General features: G+C 33.1%; 22 protein-coding genes. 9 read left to right on the top strand and 13 right to left on the bottom strand.

Features of this window, described 5'->3' with window-relative positions; translation table 11 throughout:
* Nucleotides 1-50: 50 nt before the first annotated feature.
* On the top strand, nt 51-689 hold the full coding sequence (locus J2W95_RS02310) for a peroxiredoxin (protein ID WP_310003535.1): 639 nt from the start codon (nt 51-53) through the stop codon (nt 687-689).
* A 74-nt stretch (nt 690-763) separates the two neighbouring features.
* Here J2W95_RS02310 and nudK read toward each other — a convergent pair whose 3' ends face one another.
* From nudK to J2W95_RS02260, 10 genes are all read right to left on the bottom strand, one after another.
* Nucleotides 764-1,345, bottom strand: coding sequence for a GDP-mannose pyrophosphatase NudK (gene nudK / locus J2W95_RS02305; RefSeq protein ID WP_310003533.1), 582 nt, complete (start codon nt 1,343-1,345; stop codon nt 764-766).
* 57 nt (nt 1,346-1,402) lie between these two features.
* Nucleotides 1,403-2,674, bottom strand: coding sequence for an adenylosuccinate synthase (locus J2W95_RS02300; RefSeq protein ID WP_310003531.1), 1,272 nt, complete (start codon nt 2,672-2,674; stop codon nt 1,403-1,405).
* Between the two features lie 18 nt (nt 2,675-2,692).
* Nucleotides 2,693-3,172, bottom strand: coding sequence for a Fur family transcriptional regulator (locus J2W95_RS02295; protein ID WP_035637971.1), 480 nt, complete (start codon nt 3,170-3,172; stop codon nt 2,693-2,695).
* Between the two features lie 343 nt (nt 3,173-3,515).
* Nucleotides 3,516-5,735: a RelA/SpoT family protein gene (locus tag J2W95_RS02290; RefSeq protein ID WP_310003528.1), complete on the bottom strand. Its 2,220-nt coding sequence runs from the start codon at nt 5,733-5,735 to the stop codon at nt 3,516-3,518.
* Nucleotides 5,736-5,865: 130 nt separating this feature from the next.
* Nucleotides 5,866-7,416 carry a serine hydrolase gene (locus J2W95_RS02285; RefSeq protein ID WP_310003526.1) on the bottom strand — a complete coding sequence of 517 codons (1,551 nt, stop codon included), beginning with the start codon at nt 7,414-7,416 and terminating at the stop codon, nt 5,866-5,868.
* Nucleotides 7,417-7,456: 40 nt separating this feature from the next.
* On the bottom strand, nt 7,457-9,007 hold the full coding sequence (locus J2W95_RS02280) for a serine hydrolase (protein ID WP_310003524.1): 1,551 nt from the start codon (nt 9,005-9,007) through the stop codon (nt 7,457-7,459).
* A gap of 55 nt (nt 9,008-9,062) precedes the next feature.
* The gene (locus tag J2W95_RS02275) at nt 9,063-10,613 is read right to left on the bottom strand and encodes a serine hydrolase (protein ID WP_310003522.1); all 1,551 of its coding nucleotides are present in this window, start codon (nt 10,611-10,613) and stop codon (nt 9,063-9,065) included.
* Between the two features lie 105 nt (nt 10,614-10,718).
* On the bottom strand, nt 10,719-12,056 hold the full coding sequence (locus J2W95_RS02270; RefSeq protein WP_310003520.1) for a S41 family peptidase: 1,338 nt from the start codon (nt 12,054-12,056) through the stop codon (nt 10,719-10,721).
* Nucleotides 12,057-12,066: 10 nt separating this feature from the next.
* A complete protein-coding gene (locus tag J2W95_RS02265; protein ID WP_310003518.1) occupies nt 12,067-12,495 on the bottom strand; it encodes a MarR family winged helix-turn-helix transcriptional regulator in 429 nt (142 codons plus the stop codon).
* Between the two features lie 160 nt (nt 12,496-12,655).
* The gene (locus J2W95_RS02260) at nt 12,656-13,441 is read right to left on the bottom strand and encodes a TrmH family RNA methyltransferase (RefSeq protein WP_310003517.1); all 786 of its coding nucleotides are present in this window, start codon (nt 13,439-13,441) and stop codon (nt 12,656-12,658) included.
* A gap of 167 nt (nt 13,442-13,608) precedes the next feature.
* Between J2W95_RS02260 and J2W95_RS02255 the strand changes: the two genes are divergently transcribed.
* The 5 genes from J2W95_RS02255 (at nt 13,609) to J2W95_RS02235 (ending at nt 18,641) form a co-directional block, all read left to right on the top strand.
* Nucleotides 13,609-14,214, top strand: coding sequence for a trimeric intracellular cation channel family protein (locus tag J2W95_RS02255; RefSeq protein ID WP_310003515.1), 606 nt, complete (start codon nt 13,609-13,611; stop codon nt 14,212-14,214).
* 87 nt (nt 14,215-14,301) lie between these two features.
* On the top strand, nt 14,302-15,279 hold the full coding sequence (locus tag J2W95_RS02250) for a GNAT family N-acetyltransferase (RefSeq protein WP_310003513.1): 978 nt from the start codon (nt 14,302-14,304) through the stop codon (nt 15,277-15,279).
* Between the two features lie 33 nt (nt 15,280-15,312).
* Nucleotides 15,313-16,395 carry a DegT/DnrJ/EryC1/StrS family aminotransferase gene (locus J2W95_RS02245; RefSeq protein WP_310003511.1) on the top strand — a complete coding sequence of 361 codons (1,083 nt, stop codon included), beginning with the start codon at nt 15,313-15,315 and terminating at the stop codon, nt 16,393-16,395.
* A gap of 4 nt (nt 16,396-16,399) precedes the next feature.
* Nucleotides 16,400-17,887: an oligosaccharide flippase family protein gene (locus tag J2W95_RS02240; RefSeq protein ID WP_310003509.1), complete on the top strand. Its 1,488-nt coding sequence runs from the start codon at nt 16,400-16,402 to the stop codon at nt 17,885-17,887.
* Nucleotides 17,880-18,641, top strand: coding sequence for an acyltransferase (locus J2W95_RS02235; RefSeq protein ID WP_310003507.1), 762 nt, complete (start codon nt 17,880-17,882; stop codon nt 18,639-18,641). The genes J2W95_RS02240 and J2W95_RS02235 overlap by 8 nt, the downstream gene beginning before the upstream one ends.
* Before the next feature lie 14 nt (nt 18,642-18,655).
* On the opposite strand, the gene J2W95_RS02230 is transcribed toward J2W95_RS02235, so the two are convergent.
* Nucleotides 18,656-19,558 carry a glycosyltransferase gene (locus J2W95_RS02230; protein ID WP_310003505.1) on the bottom strand — a complete coding sequence of 301 codons (903 nt, stop codon included), beginning with the start codon at nt 19,556-19,558 and terminating at the stop codon, nt 18,656-18,658.
* Nucleotides 19,559-19,610: 52 nt separating this feature from the next.
* Here J2W95_RS02230 and J2W95_RS02225 point away from each other — a divergent pair, with 52 nt between their 5' ends.
* Genes J2W95_RS02225 through J2W95_RS02215 form a run of 3 tightly spaced genes read left to right on the top strand, consistent with a single transcriptional unit; the run spans nt 19,611 to nt 22,206 of the window.
* Nucleotides 19,611-20,708, top strand: a complete 1,098-nt coding sequence (locus J2W95_RS02225) for a glycosyltransferase (RefSeq protein WP_310003503.1) — start codon at nt 19,611-19,613, stop codon at nt 20,706-20,708.
* Between the two features lie 2 nt (nt 20,709-20,710).
* Nucleotides 20,711-21,115, top strand: a complete 405-nt coding sequence (locus J2W95_RS02220; RefSeq protein WP_310003501.1) for a sugar 3,4-ketoisomerase — start codon at nt 20,711-20,713, stop codon at nt 21,113-21,115.
* Nucleotides 21,112-22,206, top strand: a complete 1,095-nt coding sequence (locus tag J2W95_RS02215; RefSeq protein WP_310003499.1) for a glycosyltransferase family 4 protein — start codon at nt 21,112-21,114, stop codon at nt 22,204-22,206. The genes J2W95_RS02220 and J2W95_RS02215 overlap by 4 nt, the downstream gene beginning before the upstream one ends.
* Here J2W95_RS02215 and J2W95_RS02210 read toward each other — a convergent pair whose 3' ends face one another.
* On the bottom strand, nt 22,207-23,094 hold the full coding sequence (locus tag J2W95_RS02210; protein WP_310003496.1) for a glycosyltransferase family 2 protein: 888 nt from the start codon (nt 23,092-23,094) through the stop codon (nt 22,207-22,209).
* Complete coding sequence (locus J2W95_RS02205) at nt 23,094-23,777, bottom strand: cell division ATP-binding protein FtsE (RefSeq protein ID WP_310003494.1); 684 nt, start codon at nt 23,775-23,777, stop codon at nt 23,094-23,096. Before J2W95_RS02205 ends, J2W95_RS02210 begins: the two co-directional genes overlap by 1 nt.
* Nucleotides 23,778-24,003 lie beyond the last annotated feature (226 nt).

The raw sequence follows: 24,003 nt of genomic DNA, 5'->3' as shown, positions 1-24,003 counted from the left end.
TTTTTTATTTAATTTTAAAAAAAACTAAAATATATTAAAACTATAGAATTATGGGAACATTACGATTAGGAGACTTAGCTCCAGACTTCAAGGCAGAAACATCATTGGGTACTGTACAATTTCATGAATGGTTAGGCGATTCGTGGGGAGTATTATTTTCGCATCCTGCAGATTTTACGCCTGTTTGTACTACTGAATTAGGTACAGTGGCGAATTATTATCCTGAATTTGTAAAGAGAAATGTAAAAGTCATTGCTTTGAGTGTTGATGGATTAGAGTCTCATAAGGAATGGATAAAAGATATAAATGAAACTCAAAATACTACAGTTAATTTTCCAATTATAGCAGATGAAAATAGGGAAGTGGCAGTGCTTTATGATATGATTCATCCTAATGCAAGCGAAAAATTTACTGTACGTTCGGTTTTTGTTATTGGTGCGGACAAGAAAATTAAATTGACGCTGACTTATCCTGCATCAACCGGAAGGAATTTTGAAGAATTGCTAAGAGTTATTGACAGTTTACAATTGACAGCTAATTATAGTGTTGCTACACCAGCCAACTGGAAAAGTGGTGAAGATGTTGTTATAATTCCAGCTATTCCGGATAGTGATATTCCAACTAAATTTCCTAAAGGACATACTCGCGTAAAACCGTATTTGCGACTGACACCACAGCCTAATTTATAAGTTTACAATTAAAAATTGAAAGAGCACCATTTAGTTATAGTGCTCTTTTTTATTTTTTATTATTTCTCTTTGTGTTAAACCAAATTATGGATTTTGGCATACTGCAATAACATGATGGTCTTGGCATCTTTTATCTCGCCGGATTCTATCATAACATAAGCTTGGACAAAAGGGATTTCGATAACGTCTATCTCTTCGTGTTCATTTGCTAATCCGCCACCAGAACTTACTTTCATGCTAGAATCATATTCTCCTACAAAGTAATGCAGAATTTCGGTTACAGCTCCAGGAGACATATAGGCTTCAAAAACTTTTTTAACCGAATCCAAGCGATATCCCGTTTCTTCTTCAGTTTCACGGATGATACAGGCTTCAGGGTTGTCTTCGTCTAGCAATCCTGCGCAAACTTCAATTAATAAGCCACTTTTATTTCCGTTTAAATAGGTTGGTAATCTAAATTGTTTGGTTAAAATGACAGTCCCTTTGGTTTTATTGTATAGCAAAATTGCCGCTCCATTACCTCTGTCATATACTTCTCGCTGTTGAGTGTCCCAAGAACCATCTTTTTTTTGATAGTCAACGGTTACTTTATTTAGGATGTACCAATTGTCGGATAGTAATTCTGTTTTCTGAATTTTGTATTTAGGATTTGACATAGTATTAGCTAATTAATATTAAAAAGAAACGTCCCGGTTTATCGGGACGTTAGTTTATTATTTAAGAATTGTTTGTTTTCTGTCTGGTCCGACAGAAACAATTTTTATAGGAACTTCTACTTCCTTCTCTATAAATTCGATGTACTCTTTTAACTCAATAGGCAATTGATCATAAGTAGTCATACCTGTTAAATCTTGGTGCCATCCTTTGAATTCTTTGAATACAGGAGTCACATTTTCTGGTTCGATGTTATAAGGGAAATGTGAAATTGTTTTTCCTTTGTAGTTGTACTCAGTACAAACTTTCAACGTTTCAAAACCTGAAAGAACATCACCTTTCATCATCATTAATTGTGTAACTCCGTTGATTTGAACAGCATATTTTAATGCTACTAAATCCAACCATCCACAACGTCTTTGTCTTCCTGTAACCGATCCAAATTCGTTTCCTACTTTGGCCATTGTAGCTCCATCTTCGTCAAAAAGTTCAGTAGGGAAAGGTCCGCTACCAACACGAGTTACGTAAGCTTTGAAAATTCCGTAAACTTCTTTGATTTTATTAGGCGCAATTCCTAAACCTGTACAAGCACCAGCAGCAGTAGTGTTAGAAGAAGTTACAAATGGATAAGTTCCAAAATCAACGTCTAATAATGAACCTTGTGCACCTTCGCAAAGAATTGATTTCCCTGCTCTTTGAGCTTGGTTTAAGTATTCTTCGCTGTCAATAAAATCTAATGTTTTTAAAACTTCGATAGATTCGAAAAATTCTTTTTCCATTTCAGCCAAATTGTACTGAATGTTAACATCGTGAAATTTAATCATTTCTTCATGTTTGTCAGCCAAAGCTCTGTAACGTTCTTTGAAGTCTTCTAATTCAGTATCTCCAACACGCAATCCGTTTCTACCAGTTTTGTCCATGTAAGTTGGACCAATTCCTTTAAGTGTAGAACCAATTTTTGCTTTTCCTTTTGAAGCTTCAGAAGCTGCGTCAAGTAAGCGGTGTGTTGGTAAAATTAAATGTGCTTTTCTAGAAATTATTAATTTGCTTTTTATGTCCAAATTAAATTTTTCAAGACCTTCAATTTCTTTTTGAAAAACTACTGGGTCAATTACCACTCCGTTTCCGATAATGTTTATGGCTGTTTTATGAAAAATTCCAGAAGGAATAGTTCTAAGAACGTGCTTTATTCCATCAAATTCTAAAGTGTGTCCTGCGTTTGGACCTCCTTGAAAACGAGCAATTATATCATAATTTGATGTAAGAACGTCAACAATTTTTCCTTTTCCTTCATCTCCCCATTGTAATCCTAATAATAAATCTACAGTCATTCTAAGTTTTATTTGCAGTTAATTTTCTATTGTATTTTCTGTGTTTGTTTTTTTCTTGTTTCCGTATAAGTATAGGGAATGATTGGTGATTTCGATATCAAAAATCTCTTCGATTGTTTTTTTGATGGTTTGAATTCGTGGGTCACAAAATTCAATTACTTCACCAGTATCGGTCATGATGATATGATCGTGCTGTTTGTCGAAATAAGACTTCTCGTAGTGTGCTTGATTTTGTCCAAACTGATGTTTACGAACCAAGGCACAATCCAATAATAATTCGATTGTATTGTAAAGGGTGGCTCTACTGACACGGTAGTTTTTGTTTTTCATTTTGAGGTATAGATTTTCTATATCAAAATGTTCCTCACTGTCGTATATTTCTTGAAGGATAGCATACCGTTCTGGGGTTTTGCGGTGTCCTTTGTTTTCGAGATACATTGTAAAAACATTTTTTACAATCTCCTGATTTTTGTTGTTATCTGTGGAAATGAGTGTCATATCTTGCAAAGATAAATTATTATTTTAAAAGTATAAAAATTTAGAGTTTTAATTCTGAATCTAGTATTTTATTTTTTAGGCTTTAACGACGGAAAATAGATGCTGTTTTTATGAAAACATAAAGATCTTGTGGTTTGCGTGAGGGATAGGAACTAGCTACCGAGGTAGCGCGAATAGCCCGACAGCATTAGGGAAAGAGGCCGAATCGACGGTTTGTTAAGTTGGCCTCTTTTCTTAATGGTGGCACGCCCAAAAGATTTTTGAAACTATTTATTTTTGTCTTTTGGATGCGATTATCACAATTTTGACTTTTAAAGTTTGTTTTTGTATTCGATGTTTTTTGTTAGTTTTTATAAACTCGAGTTACTTTGTCAATTCCGTCAATTTTTTTGATGTTGTCCATTAACTTTTTCAGAATGGTGATGTTGGGTACAATTACTGATACTTGACCTTTGAAAATACCTGCTTCACCGTTAAGAGAAATGCTTTGAATGTTGACATTCATGTTGTTGGAAATCACTTTTGTCAATTCGTTTGTAAGTCCCAAAGTGTCCATTCCCATAATGTTAATGGTTGCTTTGAAGTCTTGCTGAGTGGAATCGATCCATTTGGCCTGCATGATTCGGTACGCATAATTGGATTGAAGGGAAATTGCGTTTGGACAGTCTTTTTTATGGATTTTGATACCGTCATTTATGGTTACAAAACCAAAAACTTCGTCCCCAGGGATTGGGTTGCAGCAACTGGAGAGTTTGTAATCGAGTTTGTCGTGTGTTTTTCCAAAAACGAGCATGTCGTAATTGCTGCTGATAACTTGTTTGTGAATATCTTCGTCGGCAGTGCTATGTGAACGCTTGATTTTGTTTTTGAAAAAGTTGATTAAAGTGTTGCTTTTTTGGGCAGCATAATCTTTTAATTGTTGGTTGTCAATGGAGCCCACACCGACTCTATAAAACAAATCCAAACTTGTTTTTAGTCTAAAAAAGTTGACCAGTTCGTTGATGCTTTGCTCGTTTAGTGTGACTTTAAGGTGTTTTAATTTACGAGTAAGCAGTTCTTTTCCGTCTTCGGCAATTTTCTTAGTGTTCTCGTTGAGGACATTTCTAATTTTGTTTTTTGCTCTTGAAGTGGTTACGTAATCAAGCCAGTTGATTGTTGGTTTTTGGTTGGGAGAGGTGATGATTTCTACCTGATCCCCGCTTTTTAGTTCATAATTTAATGGGACTAATTTTCCGTTGACTCTTGTTCCTCTTGTTTTTATTCCAATCTCGGAGTGAATGCTAAAAGCAAAGTCCAGTGATGTGGCGCCTTTTGGTAGGGATTTGATTTCTCCTTTTGGGGTAAAAATATAAATCTCTTTGGAATACAAGTTCATTTTGAAATCTTCTACAAAATCGACTGCACTCGCTTCTGAGTTTTCAAGGGCTTCTTTCAAAAGATTTAACCAAACGTCGAGACCATTTTCTTCGGTGGCTCCGTTTTTGTATTTGTAATGTGCTGCATATCCTTTTTCGGCGATTTCATCCATACGCTCGCTTCGAACCTGTACTTCTACCCAACGACCTTTTGGTCCCATGACGGTTATGTGCAATGCCTCGTAACCAGTTGATTTTGGTGAGGAAATCCAGTCACGCAAACGACTTGGGCTGGGTCTGTAATGATCGGTTACTATGGAGTAAATTTTCCATGCTAGAAATTTCTCATCATGTGGATTTGATTTATAGACGATGCGTAAAGCAAATTTATCGTAGACTTCGTCAAAGCTTACATTTTGTGCCAACATTTTTCTATTAATCGAATAAATAGACTTTGGTCGGCCTTTGATGATGTAATCTACATTTTCTTCATCTAATGCTTTTTGGAGTACTTCGGAAATGTCTTTTATGTAAAGATCTTGTTCTTCCTTGGTTTCTCTTATTTTGCTAACAATAGAGTTGTATCTTTCTGGTTCAGTATATTTTAGTCCTAAATCCTCAAGTTTGTTTTTGATTTTATAAAGCCCTAATCGATGTGCTAATGGAGCGTAAATGTATAAGGTCTCAGATGCGAGTTTGACTTGTTTGTGGTCTTCCATCGAGTCCATAGTGAGCATATTATGCAATCTATCGGCTATTTTTATAAGGATTACCCGAACATCATCATTGAGGGTCAAAAGCATTCTACGGAAATTCTCTGCCTGCATCGATACATTAAGGTCTTTTTGTACCAATGAAATTTTAGTTAATCCTTCAACCAATTGGGCAATTTTGGGATTAAACATTTTTTCAATGTCTTTGACGGTGATTGGAGTATCCTCAACAACGTCGTGCATTAAGGCTGCTGCTATAGATGTTGCTCCCAAGCCAATGTCAGAAGCTACAATTTTGGCAACCGCAATAGGGTGGAAGATATAGGCTTCACCCGATTTGCGACGTTGATCTTTGTGGGCATCAACGGCTACATCAAATGCCTTGCGTATCAGTTTTTTATCTTCTGCGGTTAGGGTTTGGTAACTGATGCGCAGTAACTCTTTATATTCTTGTGCAATTGCTTTATTTTCTTTTTCTATATCGATTTCTATCATAGCGGCATGGTTCAAGTCCTAAAAATAACAATTTTTCAGGAGATGTGCAAGGGAGAGAAAGGGATTTTAGAATTTAGATTGTAGATTTTAGAAGGCAGAATTCAGTAATTTGAATTCTGCCTTCTGTATCTTAAAATACTTTTTTTAAATCCAAATCCTGAAAATCGTAACTAAAATCGGTTAACTCAGAAATTGGTTTCATTTTGATTGCAATTGCTTTTCCGTTTGAATCAAATTCAAAAAACAGATGTGCATCGGCATGGAAATAGGCATTATTCCATTTTACAACAAGGTTTTTGTCTTTGTGAAGAAATAATTCTCCTGTAAGTCCAGGAGAACGTTTGGAAGCAAAAAATAACTTCCCTTTCTTTTCACTAATAACAATTTCTCCAAACCATACATCTTTGTAAGTACCAACGTAATTGTTGAAATCGATTTTAGTATTTTCTTTTTTGTTTTTAGCAACCAATGCCCAAACTTCGTCAGTGGTTTTATCCCCTGCTTCCTCATCTTCTTTTTCCCATTTTCTGTAAATAGTAACATAATCATCCGATTTTACACCCAGATAACTGTCTTTTATAGTGTTAGATATCGCGTAAAAAGCATCGCCAGATTGCTGATTAGTCAAAACTATAATTCCTAAATTAAGCTCTGGAAGTAGAGTAACTAAAGTGACAATTCCTTCCAAGGCTCCAGAATGTCTCACTTGTTTGTATCCTTTTACATCAGTTAGATACCAACCCAATCCATAAGAACTAAAATGGACATTGTACGGTGGTCTTGTTGTTGCAGGCATTATAGTTTGTGGAGTCCACATTTCATTGTGTTCTTTCTCTGAAAATAATTGTTTGTTTTCTGTTCCGTATTTTCCATTGTTCAATTGCATTAGCAGCCATTTACTCATATCGTTCACACTCGAATAAATACCACCCGCAGCATCCAATACTTGACTTTTGCCTCTTGTGGTTACTATTAGTTTTCCATTGACGGGAATGTGGGGAACAATAATATTGCTGGTGTCTTTTAATCGGACAAAGGAAGCGGCAGTATTTTTCATCTCCAATGGTTTCATAATTCGGGTTTCGACAAAATCACACCAACTCATACCGCTTACTTTATGGACTACTTCGCCGGCAACGATGTATAATAAATTGTCATAATCATATTTGGTTCTAAAAGCCGAAACCGGTTTTAGATATTTTAAATTTTCTATGATATCCTGAGTTGTAAAATCGGTGCCACCAGGCCAAACCATCAAATCACCTGCGCCAAGCCCCAATCCGCTTCTGTGAGTCAACAAATCACGAATCGTAAATTCATTGGTTACATAATCATTATACATTTTAAAATTTGGCAGATATGTAATGACTTTATCATCCCATTTTACTTTGCCTTCGTCCACTAAGATTGCTAAAGCGGCAGATGTAAAAGCCTTGGTGTTGGAAGCAATCGCATAAAGAGTGTTTGCATCTACTTTTTCATTGGTTAGTATAGATTTTACTCCGTAACCTTTTGCCAGTACCACTTTTCCGTCTTTAACTATTGCTACTGCAATTCCGGGAACATTAAAAGTGGTCAAAGTTCTATTGACTAAATTGTCCACTTCCTGTTCTGTAATTTGAGCAAAAGAATGGATGCTAAATGCAAGAAAAACTAAAAGGGAAATGCTGATTTTTTTCATACTATTGGATTTGATTTGTTTCTATTCTAAAATCTGTAATCTACATTTCTCTCTTGAAATCCAAATCCTGAAAATCATAACTAAAATCAGTTATCTCAGAAATCGGTTTCATTTTAATTGCAATTGCTTTTCCGTTTGCATCAAATTCAAAGAACAAATGTGAATCTGCATGGAAATAAGCATTATTCCATTTTACGACCAAGTTTTTATCTTTGTAAAGAAATAATTCTCCTGCAAGTTTCGGAGAGCGTTTTGAAGCAAAAAACAATTTTCCTTTCTTTTCGCTAATTACAATTTCACCGAACCATACGTCTTTGTATGTCCCCACGTAATTATTAAAGTTGATTTTAATATTGTCTTTTTTGTTTTTGGTTACCAATGCCCAGACTTCATTAGTAGTTTCATCTCCCGATTTTTCATCCTCTTTTTCAAAATCCCGGTAAATCGATACATAATCATCTGATTTGATTCCCAGATAACTGTCTTTTATAGTATTAGATATTGCATAAAAAGCATAACCAGATTGTTGATTAGTCAAAACTATAATACCTAAATTAAGTTCAGGAAATAAGGTAACCTGGGTAACGTTTCCTTCTAAACCTCCCGTGTGAGTTACTTGTTTGTATCCTTTTATATCACTCAAAAACCAACCCAATCCATAAGAACCGAAGTGTGTGTTATAAGGTGGCTTTGTAGTTACAGGAATTATAGTTTGTGGAGTCCACATTTCGTTATGTTCTTTTTCGGAGAATAATTGTTTGTTTTCAGAACCGTATTTTCCATTGTTTAGTTGCATTATTATCCACTTGCTCATATCGTTAACACTTGAACAGATACCACCAGCCGCATCCAATATTTGACTTTTGTCTCTCGAAATCACTTTCAATTTTCCATCAATGGGTACGTGGGGAACAATGACATTACTGGTGTCTTTTAATCGGACAAACGAAGCAGCACTGTTATTCATTTCCAATGGTTTCATGATTCGGTTTTCAACAAAATCGCACCAATCAACACCACTTATTTTATGAACTACTTCTCCAGCAACCATATATAATAAATTGTCGTAGTCATATTTCGTTCTAAAACCTGAAACTGGTTTCAAATACTGCAAGTTTTGTATAATATCCTGTCTTGTAAAATCGTTTCCGTCGGGTATAAACATCAAATCTCCTGCGCCAAGACCCAATCCACTTCTGTGAGTCAACAAATCCCGAATCGTAAATTCATTGGTTACATAGTCGTTGTACATTTTGAAATTCGGCAGATACGTAATGACTTTATCATCCCATTTTAGTTTGCCTTCGTCCACTAAGATTGCCAAAGCAGCAGATGTAAAAGCCTTGCTGTTGGAAGCAATCCCATAAAGAGTATTAGCATCTACTTTTTCGTTTGTTAGGATAGATTTTACTCCATATCCTTTTGCTAAGACCACTTTTCCATCTTTTACTATTGCTACTGCAATTCCGGGAACATTAAAGGCGGTTAAAGTTCGATTGACTAAATTATCCACTTCTTTTTCTGTAATTTGAGCAAAAGAATGAAAACTAAATGTAAGTAGGGCTAAAAGGGAAATGCTGAATTTCTTCATACTATTTTATTGAATTTGTATTAAAATCTAAACCTGCATTTTTATATTCTAAAATCTACATTTCTCTCTTGAAATCTAAATCCTGAAAATCGTAACTAAAATCGGTCAGCTCAGAAATGGGTTTCATTTTGATTGCAATTGCTTTTCCGTTTGCGTCAAATTCAAAAAACAAATGTGCGTCGGCATGGAAATAAGCATTATTCCATTTTGCGACCAAATTTTTGTCTTTGTGAAGGAATAATTCTCCTGAAAGTTGTGGTGAACGTTTGGAAGCAAAATACAATTTTCCTTTCTTTTCGCTGATTACAATTTGTCCAAACCAATTGTCTTTGTATGTGCCAACGTAATTATTGAAGTCAATTTTGATGTTATCCTTTTTATTTTTTGCAACCAATGCCCAAACTTCGTCGGTTATTTTATCTGCTGATTCTTCAGTGGCTTTTACTCTATTGCTGTAAATCGTAACATAATCCTCCGATTTGATTCCAAGATAGCTGTCTTTTATGGTGTTAGTTATCGCATTAAAAGCAGCACCTGATTGCTGGTTAGTCAATACTATAATTCCTAAATTCAGCTCAGGAATTAAGGTTGTCTGAGTAACTATTCCTTCTAAACCACCAGTGTGAGTTGCTTGCTTGTATCCTTTTACATCACTTAAAAACCAACCCAATCCATAAGAACTAAAATGAGTATTATAAGGTGGTTTTGTCTTTGCAGGAATTATAGTCTGTGGAGTCCACATTTCGGTATGCTCTTTTTCAGAGAATAATTGCTTGTTTTCAGAACTATATTTTCCATTGTTCAATTGCATGATTGCCCATTTGCTCAAATCGTTTACACTTGAGTAAATCCCTGCTGCCGCATCGAATAATTGATTTTTATATCTCGAAATTACCTTTAGTTTTCCGTTAATAGGTACGTGAGGAGCTATTACATTGCTAGTGTCTTTCAAACGAACAAACGAAGCTGCACTGTTATTCATTTCTAGTGGTTTCATAATTCGGCTTTCAATAAAATCACACCAACTCATACCGCTTACTTTGTGGACTACTTCTCCAGCAACGATGTATAATAAATTATCATAATCATATTGCGTTCTAAAAGCAGAAACTGGTTTCAGATACTGCAAATTTTGGGTGATATCCTGCGCCGTAAAATTGCTTCCATCAGGCCAAATCATCAAATCTCCAGCGCCAAGTCCTAATCCGCTTCTATGAGTCAATAAGTCTCGAATGGTGAATTCATTGGTTACATAATCATTGTACATTTTGAAATTCGGCAGATAGGTAATGACTTTATCATCCCATTTTAGTTTGCCTTCGTCTACTAGCATAGCCAAAGCAGCGCTTGTAAAAGCTTTACTGTTGGAAGCGATTCCAAAAAGTGAATTTGCATCTACTTTTTCATTGGTTAGAATAGATTTTACTCCGTAGCCTTTTGTTAGAACCACTTTCCCATCTTTTACAATTGCTATCGCAATTCCAGGAACATTAAAGGCGGTTAGAGTTCGATTAACTACATTGTCCACTTCTTTTTCGGTTATTTGTGCAAAAGAATGGATACTAAATGCAAGAAGGGCTAAAAGGGAAATACTAAGTTTTTTCATGCTATTCGATGTTAATTTGTTTTGGTTTAAAAATCTGAAATTTAATACTATAATTTGGATTCTTTAATCTATGTTTTCTCGTTAAATTCAAATAAGGATTAACGTTTAATTCTTCTCGTAACTTTTTGTAGTTCCGTTTGCATTAACAACTGTGATGCCTGAGATTTTGTTATTTACTTTTTTAAATTCTACTCGTATCATGTTATCTTCTAAGTCAAAAATGTCTTTTTCAAGAGGCAGCATCTTGGATTTACGAATTGAATCCACTTGATAATATAAATTACCGTTTTCATAAGTTATGATTCTTGAACCAAATTTACCAATATAATTTTCGGATTCCTTCGGTTTTAATACCAAAGGATGTTGTTTTGCTTTTATTGAAGTCAATAGCCATGTATATTTTTTATTTGAATTTTGATATTCTTTTGCTGTCAATTTTTCCAAAGCTTTTATTTGTGCAGTTAATAGTGCATCATCTGCTGGTACTTCAATATCAGGCTGTACACCTGTTCCTTCCCAATTTGTTTTAGTTATTGGATTAATTGCTCTTCCAAATGGGACAAAGATTGTGAAACGGTCTGTTGCTATTTCTTCTCCACCGGGATTAGCGCCGCCGCCTGTATTCTCGCCTATAATTGTGGCACGATGCAAGTTTTTTAAATCATAGCTAAATTCTTCTGCAGCCGAAAAAGTTCGTTTACTTGTTAAAACATAAACATCTACATTAGGCATACGTTTTCCGCTTATATAAGGCAAAGTCCATGTTTGCGTATTTGAGTCAGTTGGTCTGTAATAAAAATTATTTAAATGAACAGGTTCTGAATTATAAAGGTAACTGATGATCAGCTGAATCATTTCTGATGATCCACCACCGTTTTTTCTTAGATCAATAATTAGAGCATTGGTGTTAGAAAGAAAATTCATTGCAGCAACTGCAGTTTCACCTCCAAGTGAAGGATCGCTAAAGTTACGCAAATCAAGATACCCAATATTACCTTCAAGTATTTTGACTTCTTTAAAACCGTAGTTGTTTGCTTTCCATTGTTCAAGAACAGATGCAGGAAGTTCATCTTGACCTGGATTTTTATTTGTTTCTTTTAATTCTTTAATAAGTGTGGGATTAAATTTAACGTGTATGTGTTTATCCTTGCTTATGGACAATAGATCTGTGGTTAATCTTTCGGAAAATAAAACGGGGTCTGTGATAGAGGAATATAAGCCGCTTTTGAAATTTGATAAAATCAATTCACTCATTTTTTTTGCCACTTCTGGAAAAACGTATTTTTTATTCAATAATAAACTGATTGAATCAATGACCTGCTCTTGTTCTGCTGCTGTTACTGGATCAGGATTGTTTTTTTGATTCATTACAGATTGCGACATTGATTTTATCGGAATCATTAGCAAAAAATAAAAAATAATTAAGATTGTTTTTTTGTTCATTTTTTGTGATTTAATTGATGTTTGAGATTATTTTTAGAAGAGTTGATTGGAGATTCATTATTTCCTCATTGGTTATATTTTTTAGCGCTTGAGATCTATTTATTTGGATATAAGGCTGCATTTTTTCAATAATTACATTTCCCTCATTTGTTAAAGTCAAATCAAATCTTCTTCTGTCTTCAGACTTTAAATTTCTTGATAAATACCCTTTCTGTACTAATAATTCAATGATTCGGGTTATAGAAGCAACATCTTTAAATGTTTTATGAGCAATATCTTTTTGCGATATTGAATTGTCTTCTTCAATAGTTTTCAAAACAAGCCATTGGTCAATGGTTATTTCAATACCTGCTTTAGATATATTTTTTTGTGCGAATTGCCGATAAGCTTTTATTGATTTTTCAATTGAATAAAAAATGATGTCATTTAGCTTTTCCATGTATTTTTATTTAAAATATTGATGCAAATATAATTGATATGTCAATTAAATAAAATGAAATGATGTTTTTTATTCAATTTTTTTAATAATATGAATTTCATTCGTAATTGGTGAAAAAAAATGTTAGGTAGGTGATATTTTTAATTCCAAAATCTGCAATCTAAAACCCCCTTTGTCTTTTGGCTTCAAATATCAAAATTGCTGCGGCTACTGATACATTCATGCTGTCTATTTCTCCTTGCATTGGGATGATAATGTTTTGGGTGGCAGCATCACGCCATTCCTGTGTAAGTCCTGTGGCTTCAGTTCCTACAACCAAAGCTGTCGGCGAAGTGTAATTTTGGGTGTGATAGGAAGTAGAGTTTTGGAGAGTGGCGCAATAAAAATTGATGTTTCTTTCTTTCAAAAACATGATGATCTCAGTAGTTGTTCCCGTTGCAATCTGATTGGTAAACAAACAACCTACGCTCGAGCGGACTACATTAGGATTGTATAAATCACTTTTTGGATTAGCAATAATCACGGCGTCTAGATTTGCTGCATCGGCAGTGCGTAATAAAGCGCCAATATTTCCTGGTTTTTCGGGAGCTTCTGCAATAATAATTAATGGATTTTCGGATAATTGTAAATCCGATAACTGCATCGATTTGGCTTTGGCTATTGCCAAAATCCCTTCAGTAGTGTCTCGATACGCTAGTTTTTGATAGACATCTTTGTTGATTTCTATCAATTCAGCGTTATTTGATAATTTACGGGTTTCCGTTTCCGAACAAACTTCTGGTAAAAACAAAATCGTTTCTATTTCATATCCTCCTTTTAAGGCAAGTGAAATTTCGCGTTTTCCTTCAATCAAGAACGTTCCCGATTGTTTGCGGGCTTTTGATTTTTCCTGTAATAATACCAAGGATTTAATAAAAGGATTTTGGATGGAAGTGATTTGTTTCATGGGAATTTCAAAGGAAAAAATACAAAGTTGCTAAAGTGCTAAGGTACTACCATTTTTTAAATTCTTAAAATAATCAACAGTAAGTCCTTATTTTATTTAATTTTGAGCACGAAATCCTAACCGTAATCTGCAATTTAAAATCTGCAGTCTAAAAATCTACAATCTCAATGTTTCACCTACTCGACATTATTGGAACTATGGCTTTTGCAATGTCTGGCGCATTAACAGCGATGAGTAAAAAGCTAGACCCGTTTGGCGTTTTTATCATTGCATTTGTGACCGCAGTTGGAGGTGGAACCCTGCGTGATGTAATGATTGGCCGCACACCGGTAGGTTGGATGCAGGATCTGACTTATGTTTATGTGATTATTTTAGGTTTTGTTTTAACAATATTATTTAGAAAAAGATTAGATAAACTTCGCACTTCATTAGCATTATTTGACACTATTGGATTAGGTGTTTTTACCTTAATCGGAATTCAAAAAGGAATAGATTACCAACTTCATCCAGTTATTTGTATCGCTTTGGGAACTATGACAGCTTGTTTTGGAGGTGTCACTCGAGATATTTTATGCACCGAAATCCCCGTGATTTTTCGCGAAGAAATTTATGCGACCATCTGTATTCTGGGTGGAATCGTATTTTTTATCCTAAAAAAATGGAATGTCGAGGACGATGTTTTATACCTAATTACCTCTTTAGTTATTATTGTGGTTCGCATATTAGCCAAACGATACAATTGGCATCTGTCTCCAATAGAGCATGGAAAATAAAAGCAATTTTTGGTTTTTAAGTTTTTCGCCATTCGTATTTAGAATATTACTCTAATTGTGTACTTTTCCAGTCCTTAATACTCAATTTTGAAAAACTACACCGTAAAACGATATCAAGAAAAGGATTATGCAAATTGGAATGCTTTTATAAGCGTAGCCAAAAATGCTACTTTCTTGTTTCATCGTGATTTTATAGAATACCACAAAGACCGGTTTGATGATTATTCTTTGATGGTTTTTGAAGGTGAAAAGTTAGTCGCAATATTACCTGCAAATAAAGTTGATGAATGTGTCTATTCACATCAGGGGCTAACGTATGGTGGTTTGGTTTATAATGAGAAAATAAAATTAGCATCAGTTATTGAAATTTTTAGGAGTATATTGTTTTTTTTGAATGAAAATAAAATTCAAAAAATGCAGTTGAAATTGATTCCTCCGATTTACCATCAAAAGCCTGCCGAAGAATTAAATTATACTTTGTTTTTGGCAGAAGCCCAGTTAATTAGACGAGATGCTTTAGCTACTATTAATTTGTCTGAAAATGTATTTATTGCATCTGGAAGAAAAGAGGGGATTGTGAAAGGGAAAAAGAATAAATTACAAATAAAAGAAGTTGATGATTTTGAGTTATTCTGGAATGATATTTTAATTCCAAATTTAGCTTCTAAACATCAAGCGAAACCGGTACATAACTTAGAAGAAATTACAAAATTGAAAGTTTTGTTTTCTGATGAAATTAGACAATTTAACGTTTATGAAAATGGAACTATTGTTGCTGGAACTACTATTTTTGAAAGTTTGAATGTAGCTCATTGCCAATATATTTCTGGTATAGAAGGTAAAAACGAATTGGGAGGAATAGATTTTCTATTTCATCATTTAATTACTGATGTTTTCAAAAATAAACGCTTCTTTGATTTTGGAACTTCCAATGAAAATCAAGGAAGATTACTCAATAGAGGATTGTCTTTTTGGAAAGAAAGTTTTGGTGCAAGTACTTTTGTACAGGATTTTTATGAAGTGGAAACAATTAATTATTCAAAACTGGATTCCGTTTTCAAGTAGTAACTGCTAACTCATAATTCATTAGCTTATTCAATGATAAAATTCTTAGACTTAAAAAAAATAAACGAACCTTACGAAACTGCTTTTCAAGAGAAATTGAAATCGGTTTTGTCCAGTGGTTGGTATATTTTAGGCAAGGAGGTTCAAGAGTTTGAAAACAATTTTGCTAAATATTGTGCTTATAATTATTGTGTAGGAGTTGGGAATGGTTTGGATGCCCTAACACTTATTTTTAAAGGATATATTCAATTAGGGAAACTACAAAGAGGAGATGAAGTTATTGTACCTGCGAATACTTATATCGCCAGTATCCTTGCAATACTTCAAGCTGATTTAGTGCCTGTTTTAGTGGAGCCAAAGTTGGAAACCTACAATATTAATCCAGGTTTAATTCAAAGTAAAATAACATCTAAAACCAAAGCTATTCTAGCAGTGCATCTTTACGGTCAATTGGCCGAAATGGATATAATTCATGATATAGCAAAGCAAAATAATTTGATTGTGGTTGAAGATGCAGCCCAATCGGCTGGTGCAATCAGCAATCTAAAGTCAAACGCAGTAGCATATAGTTTTTATCCAACAAAAAATCTTGGTGCTCTTGGTGATGGAGGTGCTGTAGTTACAAATGATTTCGAACTCGCCAAAACGATTCGGTCCCTTCGTAATTACGGTTCGGAAACAAAATATCAGAATGATTTTATAGGTGTCAACTCTAGATTGGATGAGTTGCAAGCTGCATTTTTGAATCTAAAATTACCCACCTTGAATGCTGATAATGAAAAGCGAAAAGCTATTGCCAAACGTTATTTGTCCGAGATAAAAAATGATAAAATTATATTGCCTTTTTGGGATTTGTCTAATAATCACGTCTTTCATCTTTTTGTTATTCGCACCAAAAACAGAAATGATTTGCAAAATTATTTAGAAGCAAACAATATCGAAACTGTAATTCATTATCCGATCCCACCACATAAGCAAAAAGCTTTGGAATCCTGGAATGATTTGTCTTTCCCAATAACTGAAAAAATACACAATGAAGTATTGAGTTTGCCTATAAGTCCTGTTATGACAATGGATGAGGTAAGTTATGTAATTTCAATTTTAAATAAATATTGAAATAGTGACCGAAAGCAAATCTTCATACCTGCAAATTGTAAGAGCAACATCTATTTTTGGTGGAGTTCAATTTTTTAATATTCTTATTTCAATTGTCAGAACAAAATTGATCGCGATTTTTATTGGACCTGCAGGGATGGGGATTATTTCGCTATTGAATTCGGCACTGAATACGGTTAGCGGAATTACGGGTTTAGGAATTGAAACCAGTGCCATAAAACACATTTCAGAACAGTATAACGAGGAAGATTTAAAAGCGGTTTCTCCAATAATTACCATTGTTAAAAAAATAGCATTTGTAACGGGGATTTTTGGAACATTGATTGTTGCATTATTTTCAAGTTGGTTGAGTGAACTTACTTTTGGTAATTCAGATTATACCTATCTGTTTATTTACCTGTCAATAACTTTATTGTTTAAGCAGTTGTCTGTTGGGCAAATGGTAGTTTTTCAAGGTTTGCGAAAGCTGAAAATATTAGCCAAAGCTAATTTTTATGGAAATTTGATAGGATTATTATTTTCCATTCCCTTGTATTACTTTTATCGAATTGACGCCATTGTACCAACAATTCTGGTAATCTCAGTTTCTTCTTTGTTGGTGTCTTTTTATTATTCGAGAAAAATTAAAATTGAAAAAAGTACTATTTCAAATTCTGAATTATTCGGTGAAGGAAAAAGCATAATCAAACTCGGATTAATGCTGACGTTAAGTGGATTACTGACATTGTTAGCATCTTATATCATTCAGATTTATGTTGGAAAAACTGGAGGATTAAAAGAAGTAGGATTTTATAATGCGGGTTTTACATTACTGAATTCGTATGTCGGAATTGTTTTTACAGTAATGAGTACCGACTATTTTCCAAAATTGTCCTCTATTTGCAATGATAACAAGAAAATCAGAATAAGTGTTATGGAGCAATCCTATATGTCTATTTTTATTATAACTCCAATAATAATTTTATTTTTAACGTTTGTTCCGCTTATTATAAAAATCTTGTACACAATCAAATTCATTTCGATAATTCCAATGGTGTGTTTTGGAATATTGGCGATGTTGTTTCGGGCAGTTTCATGGTCAATGGGATTTATATTGATAGCCAAAGGAGATTCGAATATATTTATTAAAACGGCTTTTGGATTTAACTTTTTATCAGTGGTTTTGAATATACTTGGGTATTATTTTTATGGATTAGAAGGACTCGGTTTTAGTTTTTTGATTTACTATTTGATACATTTAGTGGTGATAAAAATAATTACAAAGAGGAGGTATGATTTTTACTTCGATATTGCATTTTATCGTGCTTATATGATTTGCATATTGATGTGTGTTGCCACTTTTTTTATGCGATACATTCCAAATCCATTTTTAAAATACAGTTTGATGGCGGTAATGATAGCTTTGTCTTTAGGATTTGTTTTGTATCATTTGAATGAAAAGATAGGTTTGAAATTTTTATTTAATTCAATAAGAAAGAGAAGAAATGATTGATTTTGCGAAAAATAAATATAGAAAACTGAGAACGATTTATCATAAAATCAAGTTTTATTATTCTGTAAATTGGATAAAAACAATTTATTTTAATTTTAAAAAATTTCCTTTTCAAACAGCAAAAAAGCTTCCTGTCTTTTTTTATGGGAAAGTTCATTTTCAAAGTATTCAAGGTGAAATCATAATAAACGGACCAATTAAAACAGCGATGATTGGCTTTGGGCAACAATTTGAAATAGAAATTAAGTCTAAAGGAATTGCGCAACTTTCACTTTATGGGAAGCTAACATTTAATGGATATGCACATATGGGGAAAGATGTTATTTTGTATGTTGGTCAAAATGCAGACTGTGAGTTTGGGTATATGACTTGTTTGGGGTCTAGCGTTAAGGTTATTTGTACTCATAAACTTCTTGTTGGAGAATGGTCTAGAATAGGGCATGAATCGCAAATAATGGACACAAATTTTCACCCTATGATAAACACATTAACAGGTGAACAGTATCCGCTAAAAGGCCCAATTCATATAGGTAGTTATAATTCATTTTCTAATAGAATTTCGATAATGCCGAATACTAAAACCCCTGATTATTGTGTTATTGCTTCAAATTCTTTGTGCAATAAAGATTACACAAATTTTGGAAGTAATATTTTATTGGGAGGAATCCCAGCCAAACTCTTGAAAAATAATTATAGCCGTGATTGGGAAAATGAAAAAGAGCCTTTAATGAAATACTTGATTGTTCAGTTTTAGGATTAAATCGATAATTAATTTTTAAAGAACTTTCTCTTAATCAACAAAACCCGCAATCCGATAAGCTTCAAAAACAAACCAAAATCATTTATTTTTAACGTGTGAATAATTTCATTATGTATTCTTTTTTGAATAGCTAAATCTTCGTTTCTCGTTCGGTTTAATTCGATTGCTTTTTTTAGAATTAAGTAAGTTGAGTGATTTATTTTCTTTGCTCGGCTATCCTTTTTTTTGAAGAAGTCACTTCCTAAGGAATTAGTAACTGTTCTTTTTTGAACTAAAGGTTCATCTATAAAGTCAAACTCATATTGGCGGGAAGCTCGAATCCAAAAATCCAAATCTTCATAAGCCAGTGTTTCATCATAACCTTGTAAATGATCGAATACCGTTTTCTTTATTATTGCAGATACGGAACAAATACTATTGCCACCAGAAAGAACAGATTGATAAATGTCTCCTGTAATTCTATTTTCGATTATTTTTTTTTGATCGTTTACAGGGAAATAATAAGATTCGAACACACCATTTTCTGAAATTAATTCAACATTGCCATAAACCACACCAAGGTTTTTATGGTGGCTGTTTTTGAAGCCTTCAAGTTGTAATGTCACGCAATTGGGTAATAAAATATCATCTGCAGCCAAGTCGATTATATATTCTCCTTTGGCTATTTTTAGTGCTTTGTTAAAGGATTTAGTATTGCCTAAATTGGTTTCATTGGTTATAAACTGAATTTGAGGATTTTTTTCTAGCCAAGTTCTAATAATTGTCTTCGAAGAATCAATGCTGAAATCATCAACGATGATGAGTTCAATAAATGGGTATGATTGATTAATAACAGAATTTAAACTCTCAACTACGTAGGCTTCGTGGTTGTAGCACAAACAAATAATAGTAACGAGTGGATTGTTCTGCATTATTTTTTAAAATAGCTATATTTGAGACGAAAATAACAAAACGAAAATGATATTGCCCCACAAAAAATATAAAATTGCATTAGTCGGTTATCGATTAAGTGGTGGTGGCAGTGATAAAGTAATGGCCAATTTATCTATTTTCTTTGCAAAAAATAATATCGATGTTCATATTATTATTGTTTTGGATGAGGTCTCTTATCCTTATTCCGGAAAACTGATTAATTTAGGTTTGTTGAAGAATAAAACTAACGGAATATTCAATAAAATTAAGCGGCTGATTTCGTTGCGAAAGTATCTAAATGATAATGATTTTGATTTTATAATTGATTTTCGTTTTCGAACCAAAGTCATTCAAGAATTAATTTTAGCCAGATTTATTTATAACACTAAAACAATTTTTACAATCCATAGTTTTTTGATTGATCATTATATGCCAAATAATTCTTGGTTGACACGATTAATGTACAGTCACTGTTATGCCAATGTCGCAATAACGAAGCAAATGGAAGAATTGATTGTCAAAAAGCATCAATTGAATAATGTGGTGACAATTTCAAATCCTGTTAATTTAGAGGAGATTTATGAAAAGTGTGATGAACCAATTACTATTGATTTCGAATACATAATTGCAATCGGGCAATATGAAAATAGTATAAAACAGTTTGATAAATTGATTTTGAGTTATGCCAATGCTGTTTTAATGGATAAACAAATTCATCTTGTGATAGTAGGAGAAGGCGATAGCAAAGAATTAAAAAAAGTAGCAAAAGAGTGTAATGCCATTGATTTTGTGCATTTTTTAGGGTATCAAAATAATCCTTTCAAATATTTAAAAAATGCTCGATTTTTAGTTTTGAGCAGTAAAAATGAAGGATTGCCAAATGTTATTTTAGAGTCATTGGCTTGTGGTACTCCAGTAGTTTCATTCGATTGTCCTTGTGGCCCAAAAGAAATTATCAGTAATTTAAAAAATGGAATTCTGGTTGAAGATCAGAATATAGAAAAACTGACTGAAGCGATGAACACATTGGTTGAAGATGAAAAATTATATCAATATTGCAAGCAAAATGCAAAAGAAAGTGTTACTCCATTTTTGTTGGATACAATTGGAAAACAATGGTTGGATTTAATGCAGATTAATACGATTTAAGAATGGGGACACTAAATGCTATTCAGTTATTAAAAATACCTGTCGTTGAAGATGTAAGAGGGAATTTAGGAATTATTCAAAGTGATTTTTTACCCTTTGAATTCAAGCGTGTCTATTATCTTTTTGATGTCCCAAGTAGTGCATTTAGAGGTGGACATGCTCATGTCGATCAGCAGGAAGTTCTAATTGCTTTAAGCGGAAGTTTTGAAGTAACCGTAAATAACGGAACTGAAAAAAAACGTTATTTGTTAAACAAACCGAATGTCGGGTTGCTTATTCCCACTGGTATTTGGCGTGAATTGGAAAATTTTTCTTCGGGTGCTGTTTGTTTGGTTTTGGCTTCTGATGATTTTTTGGAAGAAGATTATATAAGAGATTTTGATGAATTCCTGAGCACCAAAAAATGAAATTATTTTATATAGTTCCTAAACTGAATAATGAAGGTGGAGTTGCTAGAGCTCTATCACTAAAGCTGAATTACCTTGTCGAAATGCTTGGTTATGAAGTTCATATTCTTACTCAAAATCAAGGAAACTTTCCGTTGTTCTATTCTTTTCATGAAAAGATTGTTTTCCATGATATGATTCTGGAAGGATCGGTTTTTAATTTTTTCAGCTCTTTTCGTAAGTCTTTAAAAAGTAAAATAGAAAGCATTCAACCAGATGTTATTATTGTTTGTGATAATGGTTTGAAAGCCTATACAATTCCTTTTGTTCTGTCTGATGTGATTCCGATTATTTTTGAATGCCACGGTTCAAAATATATTGAAGAAAAACAATTGAAATCGGATTTTATTTTAAAATTCAAAAGCTCACTTAAATATAAATTCAAAGATTTTGGAGCAAATAAATTTTCAAAATTAGTGGCTTTGTCCAATGAAAGTTTGAATGAATGGAATGTAGAAAACGGTTTGGTAATATCAAATCCTACTTGGATAAAAAGTGATAATAGAGCTGATTTAAAATCCAAAAAAGTAATCGCAGTTGCTCGAAATTCTTATGAAAAAGGACTAGACAGATTATTGGTAATTTGGCAGAAAGTGAGTGTGAAATACCCAGATTGGACTTTAGATATTTATGGAGAATCGGTGACAAATTTGAAAAAAGAAGTTCTTGAGTTGGGAATGGAATCCAATGTGAATTTAAGCGAACCTGAAAAAAATATTTCTGAAAAATATTTGGCTTCATCTGTATATGTTATGACTTCTCGTTCCGAAGGATTTCCAATGGTATTGCTTGAGGCGATGGCTTCTGGTCTGCCTTGTGTTGCCTATGATTGCCCGACTGGTCCAAGAGCCATTATTGAAGAAGGGGAGAATGGTTTTTTGATTGAAGATGGAAATGTAGATTTATTTGTTCAAAAACTGGAATTGCTTATTGAAGATGAAAATTTGAGAATAAAAATGGGTCAAAATGCTCAAGAGAGTGTGAAAAAATATGATTTGGATAGCATAATGCAACAATGGAAATCACTTTTTGAAACCTTGGTAAACAAATAATTATTTGGATTGAATTTTACAATAATAACCCAATTTGTAAAGATCAAAAAGGAAAAGAGAAGGTTTTTTAGAAAGTAGATTAGAAATTATCTTTGATTCTGTTTTATTGAAAATGTAAGCTGATATCACAACTAGTTTTAGTTTTTTTAAAACAACATAAGCGGAATTGATTTTACTTTCGATAGTAGGAAACTTTCCAGAATTGATAATGTAAACTAGATTCTCTATAGCTGTTTTTGTTTTTTCTAAAAAAAGAATAGAAGTTTCCAAATTCAAATGATAGGTTGGGTTATCAATATGAGAAACTTTAATGTTTTTGGTTTTTAATAAAGATAAAAAGCATAAATCTTCATAACCATATTTTGTAATAGTTGTGTCAAAAGGATATTGCGTGATGATTTCTTTTTTAATTAATAAATTGGAAGTCAGTGTATTGTTGTTTGGGTTTTTATTCCTATTTTCCAGCGAAATAGCTTCTCTTTTATTTCCATAAACCCAACGTAAAAGTTGTTTCTTGTTAGGTGTTTTTTTTTCGTATTGAATGCCTCCAAATACGACTGATACTGTTGGAATTACATCACAATATTTTTGAATAAAATCATTTTGGGTTGGAAAAGTATCACAATCCATTAGGAGTAAAACCTCATATTTTGATTTTTCTACTAATGAATTGATGTTATTTCCCCTTCCGAGGTTGGAATTATTTATGAAAAAAGTACAATTATCTAGGGAATTTATTTTTTGATTCTCAATATTCCATTTTGAATTTGAAGCATCATCTTGACACAAAATTTCATATTGAATTTTACAATCCAAACATTGCTTATGTAATTCTAAAACAAGCGGAAATGTATTGTAATTGTAAGCAGGAATAAGAATAGATAACATTACACCGTTCTTTGTACCACTTCAAAAATGGTTGCATCCTCACATTTTAAGGTTTTGTATGGGTATTTCATCAATAAGGCATAATCGTGGGTAGCCATAATGACTGTTTTACCGTTGGCATTGATTTTTCTTAAAACTTCAAGAACTTCAGTGCTAGTTTGTGGATCCAAATTCCCTGTAGGTTCATCGGCAAGGATAAATTCAGGATCATTCAATAATGCTCTTGCGATAGCAATTCGTTGTTGTTCTCCACCTGAAAGTTGGTGCGGCATTTTGCTTGCAAAGTCTTTCATATTTACCTTGTCAAGTACTTCGTTTATTTTGGCATCCATTTCGTTTACATCCGTCCATCCGGTAGCTTTCAAAACAAAAAGCATATTGTCTTTAACGCTACGGTCTGGAAGTAATTTAAAATCTTGGAAAACAATACCAAATTTTCTTCTCAAAAACGGTATGTCATCTTCTTTTAAAGTAGCCAAATCAAATTCTACAATTTTACCTTCTCCTTCCGTTAATGGCAAATCGGCGTATAATGTTTTTAATAAACTACTCTTTCCAGAACCAGTTTTTCCAATGATGTAAATGAATTCGCCGTGATTGACTTCCAGATTAACATCAGATAAAATGATTTTTCCTTCTTGATATATGTTTACGTTTTTTAAAGACAGTACAGATTGTGACATAATAGAATTTGTTTATTGGGTAAAAGTAAAAAGATAAAATCCAAATACAAAAGTAAAATGCAAAAATTAAGTTTCAAACCTGTATTCTATATTATTAATTTTTGGAGCAGAAACATTTTGCATTTTTATCAGCATCGTCCCGTTTTCCGTTTTAATCTTATAAGCCAAACCCTGGCTTATAAGGATTTTCACTTCAACCGGGGCTAAAAGGTGATATTTTGTTTTT

Origin of the sequence: Flavobacterium granuli (assembly GCF_031456055.1) — a bacterium.
Taxonomy (GTDB): domain Bacteria; phylum Bacteroidota; class Bacteroidia; order Flavobacteriales; family Flavobacteriaceae; genus Flavobacterium; species Flavobacterium granuli_A.
This window is presented reverse-complemented; position numbering and strand designations above follow the sequence as displayed.

What these genes read in the sequence shown, in the direction of transcription:
- J2W95_RS02300 (WP_310003531.1), bottom strand. Translation starts at nt 2,674, where the DNA reads ATGACTGTAGATTTATTATTAGGATTACAATGGGGAGATGAAGGAAAA.
- J2W95_RS02265 (WP_310003518.1), bottom strand. Translation starts at nt 12,495, where the DNA reads ATGGAAAAGCTAAATGACATCATTTTTTATTCAATTGAAAAATCAATA.
- J2W95_RS02295 (WP_035637971.1), bottom strand. Translation starts at nt 3,172, where the DNA reads ATGACACTCATTTCCACAGATAACAACAAAAATCAGGAGATTGTAAAA.
- J2W95_RS02275 (WP_310003522.1), bottom strand. Translation starts at nt 10,613, where the DNA reads ATGAAAAAACTTAGTATTTCCCTTTTAGCCCTTCTTGCATTTAGTATC.
- J2W95_RS02215 (WP_310003499.1), top strand. Translation starts at nt 21,112, where the DNA reads ATGAAATTATTTTATATAGTTCCTAAACTGAATAATGAAGGTGGAGTT.
- J2W95_RS02310 (WP_310003535.1), top strand. Translation starts at nt 51, where the DNA reads ATGGGAACATTACGATTAGGAGACTTAGCTCCAGACTTCAAGGCAGAA.
- J2W95_RS02280 (WP_310003524.1), bottom strand. Translation starts at nt 9,007, where the DNA reads ATGAAGAAATTCAGCATTTCCCTTTTAGCCCTACTTACATTTAGTTTT.
- J2W95_RS02220 (WP_310003501.1), top strand. Translation starts at nt 20,711, where the DNA reads ATGGGGACACTAAATGCTATTCAGTTATTAAAAATACCTGTCGTTGAA.
- J2W95_RS02205 (WP_310003494.1), bottom strand. Translation starts at nt 23,777, where the DNA reads ATGTCACAATCTGTACTGTCTTTAAAAAACGTAAACATATATCAAGAA.
- J2W95_RS02235 (WP_310003507.1), top strand. Translation starts at nt 17,880, where the DNA reads ATGATTGATTTTGCGAAAAATAAATATAGAAAACTGAGAACGATTTAT.
- nudK (WP_310003533.1), bottom strand. Translation starts at nt 1,345, where the DNA reads ATGTCAAATCCTAAATACAAAATTCAGAAAACAGAATTACTATCCGAC.
- J2W95_RS02230 (WP_310003505.1), bottom strand. Translation starts at nt 19,558, where the DNA reads ATGCAGAACAATCCACTCGTTACTATTATTTGTTTGTGCTACAACCAC.
- J2W95_RS02270 (WP_310003520.1), bottom strand. Translation starts at nt 12,056, where the DNA reads ATGAACAAAAAAACAATCTTAATTATTTTTTATTTTTTGCTAATGATT.
- J2W95_RS02290 (WP_310003528.1), bottom strand. Translation starts at nt 5,735, where the DNA reads ATGATAGAAATCGATATAGAAAAAGAAAATAAAGCAATTGCACAAGAA.
- J2W95_RS02210 (WP_310003496.1), bottom strand. Translation starts at nt 23,094, where the DNA reads ATGTTATCTATTCTTATTCCTGCTTACAATTACAATACATTTCCGCTT.
- J2W95_RS02285 (WP_310003526.1), bottom strand. Translation starts at nt 7,416, where the DNA reads ATGAAAAAAATCAGCATTTCCCTTTTAGTTTTTCTTGCATTTAGCATC.
- J2W95_RS02260 (WP_310003517.1), bottom strand. Translation starts at nt 13,441, where the DNA reads ATGAAACAAATCACTTCCATCCAAAATCCTTTTATTAAATCCTTGGTA.
- J2W95_RS02245 (WP_310003511.1), top strand. Translation starts at nt 15,313, where the DNA reads ATGATAAAATTCTTAGACTTAAAAAAAATAAACGAACCTTACGAAACT.
- J2W95_RS02255 (WP_310003515.1), top strand. Translation starts at nt 13,609, where the DNA reads ATGTTTCACCTACTCGACATTATTGGAACTATGGCTTTTGCAATGTCT.